This window comes from Phytobacter sp. V69, assembly GCF_965644215.1.
In the GTDB taxonomy this organism is placed as follows: Bacteria; Pseudomonadota; Gammaproteobacteria; order Enterobacterales; family Enterobacteriaceae; genus Phytobacter.
The window spans coordinates 23474-34682 of sequence record NZ_CBFFRL010000028.1 but is presented as its reverse complement, the minus strand read 5'-3'; the positions used below and the strand labels follow the sequence as shown (position 1 = coordinate 34682).

The window sequence follows — 11209 nt, the reverse complement described above, 5'->3', positions numbered from 1 at the left end:
ACTTATCGGTAGTTAACCCTTCCTCCTACACTCTCCACAATCATGTCCGAGCGTTGCACTTATTATCTGAATTCGCGAAAGAGCAGTAAGTGAATCAATTCAGCGTAATTGATGTAAATCAAATATCATAATTGCCATTAATAAGTAAAACTGATCGATAAGGGTGATATTAATTGGCGGAAATCTTATTTAATGATCAAAATAACCGTCAGGATCGCAATTTGACTTAGGAAACGACGTAAACTGCGATTTAGCCAGCGCCATGATATAACTTTTACTTATAGTAGAGAGCGACAAGGTAAATTGTCTGGAAGCGCGGAAAATGCCACATCGGGCACGCCGTTCGGCTGATATTCGACTAAGGTTTTCACAAGGTTGGCTACTGCGGCCTCGCTTTTCACCCGCTATGGAGAACAATTGATGACAAGACCAGATTTGCGCCGGCAGCGCACGTTGTATCTTGCAATGCACATCGCGCTGGGTGGCGCCTTGCTTTCCTTTATACCGTCAGCTCTGGCGGCGGAAGCATCCAATACCCCACAGTCACCGGATATCCTGCTCGGCCCGTTATTTAGCGACGTACAAAGCGCCAAACTGTTTCCCGATCAGAAAACCTTCGCCGATGCGGTGCCCAAAGGCGACCCGCTGATGATCCTGGCGGATTACCGCATGCAGCGAAACCAGACCAGCTTTGATCTGCGCCACTTCGTGAACGTCAACTTTGAGCTGCCAAAGGAAGGGGAAAAGTATGTGCCGCCGGAAGGGCAGAACCTGCGTGAACACATTGATGGCCTGTGGCCGGTGCTGACGCGCACGACGGATAAAGCCGGCAGCAAGTGGGACTCTTTACTGCCGTTACCGAAACCATACGTGGTCCCGGGCGGCCGATTCCGCGAGGTTTACTACTGGGATAGCTATTTCACCATGTTAGGACTGGCGGAAAGCGGCCACTGGGACAAAATCGAAGACATGGTGGCCAACTTCGCCTATGAAATTGATACCTGGGGACACATTCCCAACGGCAACCGCAGCTACTATCTGAGCCGCTCACAGCCGCCTTTCTTTGCCTTTATGGTGGAGTTACTGGCCACACACGACGGCGATGAGGTGCTGAAAACCTGTTGCCGCAGCTGGAAAAAGAGTACCGCTACTGGATGGACGGCGCCGATGGGCTGCAAAACGGCCAGGCCAACAAACGGGTAGTCAAACTGGATGACGGCTCGGTACTGAACCGCTACTGGGATGATAAAGACACACCGCGCCCGGAATCCTGGCTGGATGATGTCACTACCGCGAAGAACAACCCTAACCGCCCGGCAACGGAGATCTATCGTGACCTGCGTTCTGCTGCCGCGTCGGGCTGGGATTTCAGCTCTCGCTGGATGGACAACCCTAATCAGCTGGGGACCATTCGCACCACCAGCATTGTGCCGGTGGATTTGAACGCGCTGATGTTCAAACTGGAAAAAATGATCGCCCGTGCCAGCCAGGCGTCTGGCGACAGCGCCAAAGCAAGTCAGTATGAAGCACTGGCCGCCGCCCGCCAAAAAGGCATAGAAGCGAATCTGTGGAATGATAAGGAAGGCTGGTACGCCGATTACGATCTGAAAACCAAAAAGGTGCGTAATCAGTTGACGGCAGCCGCCCTCTTCCCGCTGTACGTGAATGCCGCCGCTAAAGACAGGGCCGCCAAAGTGGCAGCGGCAACCCAGTCGCGCTTACTGAAACCGGGCGGGATCGCCACGACGACGGTCAATAGTGGCCAGCAGTGGGATGCACCGAACGGCTGGGCACCGCTGCAATGGGTCGCCGTGGCCGGTTTGCAAAACTACGACCAGAAAAAGCTGTCGATGGATGTCACCTGGCGCTTCCTCTCGAACGTGCAGCATACCTATGACCGCGAGAAGAAGCTGGTGGAGAAATATGATGTTAGCAGCACCGGGACTGGTGGTGGTGGCGGTGAGTATCCGCTGCAGGACGGTTTCGGCTGGACGAATGGTGTGACGCTGAAAATGCTGGATTTGGTCTGCCCGAAAGAGCAGCCCTGTGACAGCCTGCCAGCTAAAGAACCTGTCGCGCAAACCGTAACGGAGCCACAAAAGACAGCTGAGCCGCAAAAAGCCGCGGCACAATAATCGAGTAATAAAAGAAAAGGCTGGTGAGCGAACTCACCGGCCTTATTAATTCACGTTATCTCTTAGTTTCGCCGTAACATTCTGAATACCGCCAGCACGATAATCGCGCCGACCACCGCGACCGCGAAGCTGTGGAAATCAAAACCGGTCACATCGCCGCCAAAACCAAAGCGAGTCGCCAGCCAGCCGCCGACTACCGCACCCACTATCCCGAGGATACAGGTCAAAATAAAGCCGCCGCCATCCCGGCCTGGCATGATCAATTTTGCGATAACCCCTGCAATCAGACCAAAAACAATCCACGCGATGATGCCCATTTTCGTCTCTCCTGCTACAACGTCATGTGTACGTATCGAGCATAATGCCGGCACGTTGACTAAAGTATAGGCGATGGCGTGAAAAACATTTTCATCTCACACACTTAATTGCAATTCACTGGAAAAATTTTTACGGATTTGTCTTAAGAATTTTCTGGGATTGCCGATAGTGCATCAAGACTGTCTGTCAGTGATCAAGGAGCCTTTCGGCGTGAGTAAGTACAGTGAGCAGTTCCTGAAAAATAGTCCGTTAGCCATTCTGGGCGTATTACGCGACTTGCAGAAAGGCCAGGTGCCTGTGTGCATCGCGTGGCCGAGCGGGCAATTCATCAGTAAAATCCTTGAGGTGAACCCCGATGAGCTGATCATGGACTTTGGTAGTCAGGAGTTTGAGAACACGGCCGTGCAGCGTGCCGCCAAAGTGACGATCACCGCCGAGACACAGGGTGCCAAAGTCGAATTTACGCTGCCTGCCCTGCAGAGCGGCGATTTTCAGGACTTACCTGCTTTCATCGCTGAACTGCCAGATAGCCTCTATTTTATTCAGCGTCGCGAGTATTTTCGTATCAACGCCCCGCTGCAACCGGCCTATTTCTGTAAGGCCAAAATGCCGGACAAAAAAACAGAGCTACGTTTTCGTCTGTTCGACCTTTCGCTTGGCGGCATGGGCGCATTGCTGGACGGTGCGATGCCGGAAGGTTTGCAGGCCGGGATGCGTTTTAGCCAGATAGAGCTGGATATGGCCTCCTGGGGGCAGTTCTATTTTGACGCCCAGCTGATTGCCATCGGCGAGCGAAAAGTGGTTGACGGTAAAAACGAAACCATCACCACGCCGCGTCTGAGCTTTCGCTTCCTTAACGTCAGCCCCGGCGTTGAGCGCGAACTCCAGCGAATTATCTTTGCGCTGGAGCGCGAAGCCCGCGAACGCGCCAACCGGGTGCGCTAAAAAAAGACCCGCTCAGTTGGCGGGTCTTTTTGCATTTACATCGCATTCATCGCTTTTTGCACTTTCCAGATATAACGCGGCGCCTGCGGTGCCGGGTGATTTTCGACCACGTGCTCAAAGAAGCCGTCGGCGCTCAGATCGTTAATCTTGCTGATGGCTTTTTTTCTGTCGGATGAGAATGTGCGCAGCAGCGCCCCTGCGCCGTTCACATACGAAACAACCAGCGCATACTGCATCACCTGCGGGTCTTTTATCCCCGCCAGTACGCCGTGTTCCATGATGCTCAGATAAGCTGCACCCATGGAGATATTACGCTCCGGGTTTTTCAGATCGCTGGTCGAGGGTTCCCCGCCCCAGCCCATGTAGCGGTACACTTCGCGCCCGGAGGTCGACGCTTTCAACTGCATCAGCCCCACGGCGTTTGATTTGCTGATAAGGTTAGGGTTGCCGCCTGACTCAACCGCAATCATCGCGGTAATCAAACGCGGACTGACGCCCCACGCCGCCCCCGCTTTCTCGCTAATTGGCATCCACTGCATCGCCCGTTTTACCGGTACTTCCGGATTCCAGTCCGGGTTACGGTAATCAGAGTGCTTCGAGCTACACCCTGCCAACAGCACAATCAAAAAAGCAAACCATCTCAATTTCACACGCAATCCTTCTTTGGTGAACGCATCACTACGGATGACAACAAACAGAGTTAGCGGCATGATAACCGTTTCCAATTAGATGTCAGCAAGGAATTGCCATGTCCAGGTTTCATTTGATCGCGCCTTCCGGCTATTGCATTAACCAGCAAGCCGCAGCGCTCGGCGTTCAACGGCTGACCTCGCAGGGGCATCAGGTGGATAACCGTGATGTCATTACGCGCCGCGATCAGCGCTTTGCCGGCCCGGACAGCGAACGACTCAATGACCTCAACGCGCTGGTTGAACTGGATGGCGAGGATGTTATCGTCCTGCCCGTTCGCGGCGGCTATGGCGCAAGCCGGCTACTGGAATACATCGACTGGGAAGGCCTTGCCCGCCGCCAACAATCGCAGCCGCTGCTTATCTGTGGTCACAGCGATTTCACGGCGGTGCAGATGGGCTTATTCGCCCAGGGCGGCGTTATCACCTTTAGCGGCCCGATGCTGGCGGCCAACTTCGGCGCACCGACGCTCAATGACTTTACCGAGCGTCATTTCTGGCAGGCGCTGCGCCAGCCTGAACTGACCGTTGAGTGGAATGGCGAAGGCCCTCGCTGCCACACCCAGGGCTCGCTGTGGGGAGGCAATCTGGCGATGCTGATTTCGCTTGTCGGCACCCCGTGGCTGCCAGCCATTGAGAACGGCATTCTGGTGGTCGAGGATATCAATGAGCATCCTTTCCGTGTGGAACGTATGCTATTGCAGTTGCTACATTGCGGCATTCTCACGCGCCAGAACGCGCTGGTGTTGGGCAGTTTCACCAGCGCCGCCCCCAACGACTACGATGCAGGCTACAATCTTAATAAGATGGTGGAATACCTGCGAAGCCGGCTTTCGATTCCGGTGGTCACAGGGCTGGCGTTTGGTCACGAGCAACAAACCGTTACGCTGCCAATGGGCGCACACGCGGTGTTAGAGCATGATGGGCGTACAATACTGACCGTTTCCGGTCATCCCGTATTAAGCGCATAAAAAAAACATTTAAACGACTGATTAAATCCGCATTTCTGCCGTTAATATAAAACAGGTTTTTAAACTTTAGCCGCTTAGCGTGCCCGACGCGCTGAGCGGCTGAAGTTTTCACAGTTTTCCGGGTAAGAGGAGAAGCACAACATTGGATGCAGCGGCGGTAATTAGTCTGTTTATTCTGGGTTCAGTACTTGTAACCTGCAGTATTTTATTAAGTTCTTTCTCTTCCCGTCTCGGTATCCCGATCCTCGTTATCTTTCTGGCCATTGGCATGCTGGCCGGCATTGACGGTATTGGCGGCATTCCGTTCGACAATTATCCGTTCGCCTACATGGTCAGTAACCTCGCGCTGGCGGTGATTTTGCTCGATGGCGGGATGCGAACCCAGGCCAGTTCTTTTCGCGTGGCGCTGTGGCCCGCCCTGTCGCTGGCGACCGTCGGGGTGCTGATCACCTCAGGGCTGACCGGCATGATGGCGGCCTGGCTGTTCCACCTCAACATAATGGAAGGGCTGTTGATCGGGGCGATCGTGGGCTCCACCGATGCGGCGGCCGTGTTCTCACTGCTGGGCGGCAAAGGGCTGAACGAACGTGTCGGCTCGACGCTGGAAATTGAATCCGGCAGCAATGACCCGATGGCGGTTTTTCTGACCATCACGCTTATCGAGATGATTCAGCAGCACCATGTCGGGCTGAGCTGGACCTTCGTCGTACACATTATTCAGCAGTTTGGACTGGGTATCGTGCTGGGACTCGGAGGCGGCTATCTGCTGCAACAGATGATCAACCGTATTGCCCTGCCGCCCGGACTCTATCCGCTGCTGGCCTTGAGCGGCGGTATTCTGGTGTTTGCGGTCACTACCGCCATTGAAGGCAGCGGGATCCTTGCGGTCTATCTGTGTGGCTTTGTGCTGGGTAATCGCCCGATTCGCAACCGTTATGCTATTCAGCAGAATTTCGATGGTCTGGCCTGGCTGGCGCAAATCGGCATGTTCCTCGTGCTGGGGTTGTTGGTCACACCGTCTGATTTGCTGCCGATCGCCATTCCGGCGCTGCTGCTCTCGGCGTGGATGATCTTTTTCGCTCGTCCGCTGTCCGTGTTCGCCGGGCTGCTGCCGTTTCGCGGCTTCAATCTGCGCGAGCGCATCTTCATCAGTTGGGTGGGGCTGCGCGGCGCGGTGCCGATCATTCTTGCCGTCTTCCCGATGATGGCCGGGCTGGACAATGCACGGCTGTTTTTTAACGTCGCCTTCTTCGTGGTGCTGATTTCGCTGCTGTTCCAGGGTACGTCGCTGTCGTGGGCGGCGAAAAAAGCCCGCGTCGTCGTGCCACCCGTGGGCTGGCCGGTTTCCCGCGTCGGGCTGGATATCCACCCGGAAAATCCGTGGGAGCAGTTTGTTTATCAGCTCAGCGCCGATAAATGGTGTGTGGGTGCCGCCCTGCGCGACCTGCATATGCCATCCGAGACGCGCATTGCCGCTCTGTTTCGCGATAATTCTCTGCTGCATCCCACCGGCAGTACCCGCCTGCGCGAAGGTGATGTCCTGTGCGTAATTGGTCGCGAACGCGACTTACCGGCACTGGGCAAGCTGTTTAGCCATTCTCCTCCGGTCGCGTTGGATCAGCGTTTCTTTGGTGATTTTATTCTCGAAGCCGATGCGAAATTTGCCGACGTGGCGCTGATTTATGGTCTGGAAGACGGGCTGGAATACCGCGACAAACAGCAAACGCTGGGTGAAATTGTACAGCAACTGCTTGGGGCTGCACCGGTCGTGGGGGATCAGGTGGAATTTGCCGGCATGATCTGGACCGTGGCGGAGAAGGAAGAGGACGCGGTACGTAAAGTGGGCGTCCGGGTAGCCGAGGACGAGGCGGAATAACCGCCTCGCAACACGTTACACTGTCACAACCGGGACGCGCGGCGCGAGTGCGCACATAAGCTCATAACCAACCGTCCCTGCCGATGCGGCCACTTCATCGATTTTGATATCTTTGCCCCACAACTCCACCGGCGTTCCGATGCCCGCCTGCGGGCACGGCGTCAGGTCAACCGTCAGCATGTCCATCGAAATGGCCCCTACTGTCCCGCTACGAATACCGTCCACCAGCACCGGTGTGCCGGTCGGCGCAAGGCGCGGGTAACCGTCAGCATAACCACAGGCGACGATGCCGATGCGCTGTTCCTGCGTGGCACGATAGCGGCTGCCATAACCCACACAGTCCCCTGGTTGCAAGGTTTGCACGGCGATTATCTGGCTGCTCAGACTCATCACCGGCTTGATGCCGCTGTCCGCCACATCCTGCCATTCCCCGGAGGGTGATGCGCCATACAACACAATACCGGGGCGCACCCAGTCACCGTGGGCTTCCGGATGCCAGAGCGTGGCGGCCGAGTTGGACAGCGAACGCGGGCACTCCAGCCCTTCCAGTGCATGTTCAATACGCACCATCGCCTCGGCAATGCCGTCCGGCCTTTCCGCCTCGGCAAAGTGAGCCATCAGGGTGATGTCACTGACATTGCGCAGATCCCGCAGCTGTCGCCAGAGGGTCTGCACGCGCTCAGGCTGAAAGCCCAGGCGATTCATCCCGCTGTTCATTTTCAGGTAAACATCCAGCGGCGCATGCAGCTCGGCATCCTGCAAGGCTTTCACCTGCCAGTTACTGTGAACGCTGGTGGTCAGGCGATATTTATCGAACAGCGGCAGTTCATCGGCGTGGAAGAACCCTTCCAGCATCAGAATCGGCCCTTTCCAGCCGCGCTCACGCAGCAGAATGGCCTCTTCCAGATTGAGCAGAGCAAAGCCGTCGGTGCCTTCCAGGGCACGCCAGATCCGATCGATTCCGTGGCCGTAGGCGTTGGCCTTCACCACCGACCAGACGCGGCAATGTGGGGCAGCACGCCTGACTACCTGCAGGTTCTGCCGAAGCGCGTGTAAATCGACAGTCGCCTGTACAGGACGAGACATACGTTCTCCTTTTTATAAGGTGGACGGCTCAGTTGTGGACACCGTGCAAATGCTGCGGGCGCGACGGGGTGAAGCCGGGTTGATAGCGCGCGACGCTCAAATCTTCCCATGGAATGGCCGGTGTGCGCCCGGAGATCAAATCGCTCAGCAGTTGCCCCGAGCCGCAGGCCATCGTCCAGCCCAGCGTACCATGCCCGGTATTGAGCCACAGATTTTTAAACGGCGCGCGTCCCACCACCGGCGTACCGTCTGGGGTCATTGGACGCAGGCCTGTCCAGAAGGTCGCCTGCTCCACATGCCCGCCGCGCGGGAAGAGATCTTTAACCACCATTTCCAGCGTCTCGCGGCGTGGCTGACGTAAATCGGTATTGAATCCGACGATCTCCGCCATCCCACCAACGCGAATGCGGTTATCAAAACGGGTAATCGCAATTTTGTAGGTTTCATCGAGGATAGTTGAAACCGGCGCCCCCGCCTCCTCCGCAATGGGTATGGTCAGCGAATAGCCTTTCAGGGGATAAACCGGAATGTCGACAATCCCTTTCAGCATTGCCGTGGAGTAAGAGCCAAAGGCCATCACGTAGGCATCGGCCTTCACCACTTCATCGCCACACTTCACGCCATAAATCTGCTCACCTTCGTACAAAAGCCTGTCGACAGGCGTGTTAAAACGGAATTTGACGCCCGCCTGCATTGCCATCTGTGCCAATTGCTGAGTAAACAGCTGGCAGTCGCCGGTTTCATCGTTGGGCAAGCGCAGGCCACCGCTAAGCTTATGGGCCACCTGCGCCAGTGCCGGCTCCACTTCGACCAGACGGCCTGCTTCCAGTAGCTGATAAGGCACACCGGCGTCTTCCAGCACGGCGATATCTCGCGTGGCGTTTTCGTACTGCGCTGGAGTGCGGAAAAGCTGTAACGTCCCGCCCTGACGGCCTTCGTATTGAATAGAGGTGGTTTCACGTAAAAGCTTGAGGCAGTCGCGGCTGTATTCGGCCAGACGCACCATGCGACCTTTGTTTTCCATATAGTGGCGGGTGTCACAGTTGCGCAGCATTTGCCACATCCATTTCAACTGGAACGGCGTGCCGTCGAGGCTAATCGCCAGCGGCGCATGGCGCTGAAACATCCATTTAATGGCTTTCAGCGGAACGCCTGGCGCCGCCCAGGGGGCCGCGTAGCCGGGCGAGATTTGCCCTGCGTTCGCGGCACTGGTTTCCAGCGCCGGGCCAGCCTCCCTGTCAATGACCGTCACCTCATGTCCCGCCTGACTCAGATACCAGGCACTGGTGACCCCCACCACGCCACTTCCCAGTACAACGACTCGCATAGACCGCTCCCATGTGTAAAGCACAATCATCTGATTACAAATTGATAACTCAGATGAAAATGTTATTCAACATATGGCTTTTTTATGGTGACAACACTCACACCTTTCCGTAAATAAAGGCATTGTTATATTTAGAATCTCCTGCTGCGCGACAATTCGCCACAGAATAAAACTCTGCTTATTTCTGATTTTACCCCTCTCTCACAAGGTGTTATCGCGAAGAAAAAAAGCGGCGTCATGCACAGTTTTTATTGTGTGTTCTATGCTTGAAATGAGACTCTCCATACAGAGAGGGTTGTTAACAACGAGGGGGCGCTAATGGCTACGATTGATTCCATGAATAAGGATTCTGTACGTCTCAGTGATGGACCTGACTGGACCTTCGATCTCCTGGATGTGTATCTCGCCGAGATCGACCGGGTGGCGAAACTTTATCGCCTGGATACCTACCCGCATCAAATCGAAGTCATCACCTCCGAGCAGATGATGGACGCCTACTCGAGTGTCGGGATGCCCATTAACTATCCCCACTGGTCATTCGGTAAAAAGTTCATCGAAACCGAGCGGCTCTATAAGCATGGACAGCAAGGTCTGGCCTACGAGATTGTGATTAACTCCAATCCCTGTATCGCTTATTTGATGGAAGAGAACACCATCACCATGCAGGCGCTGGTGATGGCGCATGCCTGCTACGGGCATAACTCTTTCTTCAAAAACAACTATTTGTTCCGCAGTTGGACGGATGCCAGCTCGATTGTCGACTACCTTATTTTCGCCCGTAACTATATTACCGATTGCGAAGAGCGCTACGGTGTGGAAGAGGTGGAAAAACTGCTCGACTCCTGCCATGCGCTGATGAATTACGGCGTTGACCGCTATAAACGCCCACAGAAAATCTCGCTGCAGGAGGAGAAAGCACGCCAGAAAAGCCGTGAAGAGTACCTGCAAAGCCAGGTGAACACGCTGTGGCGTACCCTGCCCAAACGTGAAGAAGAGAAAGCCGTAGTGGAAGCGCGCCGCTACCCTTCTGAGCCGCAGGAAAACATCCTCTATTTTATGGAGAAAAATGCCCCGTTGCTGGAACCCTGGCAGCGTGAGATTTTGCGCATCGTGCGTAAAGTCAGCCAGTATTTTTATCCGCAGAAACAGACCCAGGTGATGAACGAAGGCTGGGCGACATTCTGGCACTACACCATCCTCAATCATCTGTACGATGAGGGGAAAGTGACAGACCGCTTTATGCTGGAATTCCTGCACAGTCACACCAACGTGGTGTTTCAGCCACCTTACAACAGCCCGTGGTACAGCGGCATCAACCCGTATGCGCTGGGGTTTGCCATGTTCCAGGACATCAAACGCATTTGTCAGTCACCGACGGATGAAGACAAATACTGGTTCCCGGATATCGCCGGGTCCGACTGGCTGGAAACACTGCATTTCGCGATGCGCGATTTTAAAGATGAAAGCTTTATCAGTCAGTTTATGTCGCCGAAAATCATGCGTGATTTCCGCTTCTTTAGCGTGCTGGATGACGATCGCAATAATTATCTGGAGATTGCGGCGATCCACAACGAGGAAGGCTATCGTGAGATCCGCTCGAAACTGTCGTCACAGTACAACCTGAGCAACCTTGAGCCGAATATTCAGGTGTGGAACGTGGACTTACGCGGTGACCGTTCGCTGACGCTGCGCTATATCCCGCACAACCGCGCGCCACTGGATAAAGGTCGTCGGGAAGTGCTCAAGCACGTGCATCGTCTGTGGGGTTTTGATGTGCTGCTGGAGCAGCAAAATGAAGATGGCAGCGTGGAATTACTGGAACGTTGCCCTGCCCGCAACAACGCACTCTGATAACAACGCAA

Annotated in this window: 8 protein-coding genes and 1 pseudogene; 5 read left to right on the top strand and 4 right to left on the bottom strand. The window is 55.0% G+C overall.

Annotated features, from left to right (window positions below):
- The first annotated feature begins 648 nt into the window (after positions 1-648).
- Positions 649-2135 (top strand): annotated as a pseudogene (treA, locus tag ACSZPU_RS06145) (alpha,alpha-trehalase TreA).
- A gap of 62 nt (positions 2136-2197) precedes the next feature.
- On the opposite strand, the gene ACSZPU_RS06140 reads toward treA, so the two are convergent.
- The gene (locus tag ACSZPU_RS06140) at positions 2198-2452 is read right to left on the bottom strand and encodes a GlsB/YeaQ/YmgE family stress response membrane protein (RefSeq protein ID WP_498996586.1); all 255 of its coding nucleotides are present in this window, start codon (positions 2450-2452) and stop codon (positions 2198-2200) included.
- 211 nt (positions 2453-2663) lie between these two features.
- On the opposite strand from ACSZPU_RS06140, the gene ycgR reads away from it, so the two are divergent.
- Complete coding sequence (gene ycgR, locus ACSZPU_RS06135; RefSeq protein WP_498996583.1) at positions 2664-3398, top strand: flagellar brake protein YcgR; 735 nt, start codon at positions 2664-2666, stop codon at positions 3396-3398.
- A gap of 35 nt (positions 3399-3433) precedes the next feature.
- On the opposite strand, the gene emtA is transcribed toward ycgR, so the two are convergent.
- A complete protein-coding gene (emtA, locus tag ACSZPU_RS06130; protein WP_498996581.1) occupies positions 3434-4048 on the bottom strand; it encodes a membrane-bound lytic murein transglycosylase EmtA in 615 nt (204 codons plus the stop codon).
- 98 nt (positions 4049-4146) lie between these two features.
- Here emtA and ldcA point away from each other — a divergent pair, with 98 nt between their 5' ends.
- Together ldcA and ACSZPU_RS06120 are read left to right on the top strand one after the other, a co-directional pair.
- Positions 4147-5058 carry a muramoyltetrapeptide carboxypeptidase gene (ldcA, locus tag ACSZPU_RS06125; protein ID WP_498996576.1) on the top strand — a complete coding sequence of 304 codons (912 nt, stop codon included), beginning with the start codon at positions 4147-4149 and terminating at the stop codon, positions 5056-5058.
- A 142-nt stretch (positions 5059-5200) separates the two neighbouring features.
- Complete coding sequence (locus tag ACSZPU_RS06120; protein WP_498996573.1) at positions 5201-6934, top strand: potassium/proton antiporter; 1734 nt, start codon at positions 5201-5203, stop codon at positions 6932-6934.
- Positions 6935-6949: 15 nt separating this feature from the next.
- Here ACSZPU_RS06120 and dadX read toward each other — a convergent pair whose 3' ends face one another.
- Both dadX and ACSZPU_RS06110 read right to left on the bottom strand, forming a co-directional pair.
- Positions 6950-8020 carry a catabolic alanine racemase DadX gene (dadX, locus tag ACSZPU_RS06115; protein WP_498996571.1) on the bottom strand — a complete coding sequence of 357 codons (1071 nt, stop codon included), beginning with the start codon at positions 8018-8020 and terminating at the stop codon, positions 6950-6952.
- Positions 8021-8048: 28 nt separating this feature from the next.
- A complete protein-coding gene (locus ACSZPU_RS06110) occupies positions 8049-9347 on the bottom strand; it encodes a D-amino acid dehydrogenase (protein ID WP_498996570.1) in 1299 nt (432 codons plus the stop codon).
- 318 nt (positions 9348-9665) lie between these two features.
- Here ACSZPU_RS06110 and ACSZPU_RS06105 point away from each other — a divergent pair, with 318 nt between their 5' ends.
- Positions 9666-11198, top strand: a complete 1533-nt coding sequence (locus ACSZPU_RS06105; protein WP_498996568.1) for a SpoVR family protein — start codon at positions 9666-9668, stop codon at positions 11196-11198.
- The last annotated feature ends 11 nt before the right edge of the window (positions 11199-11209 follow it).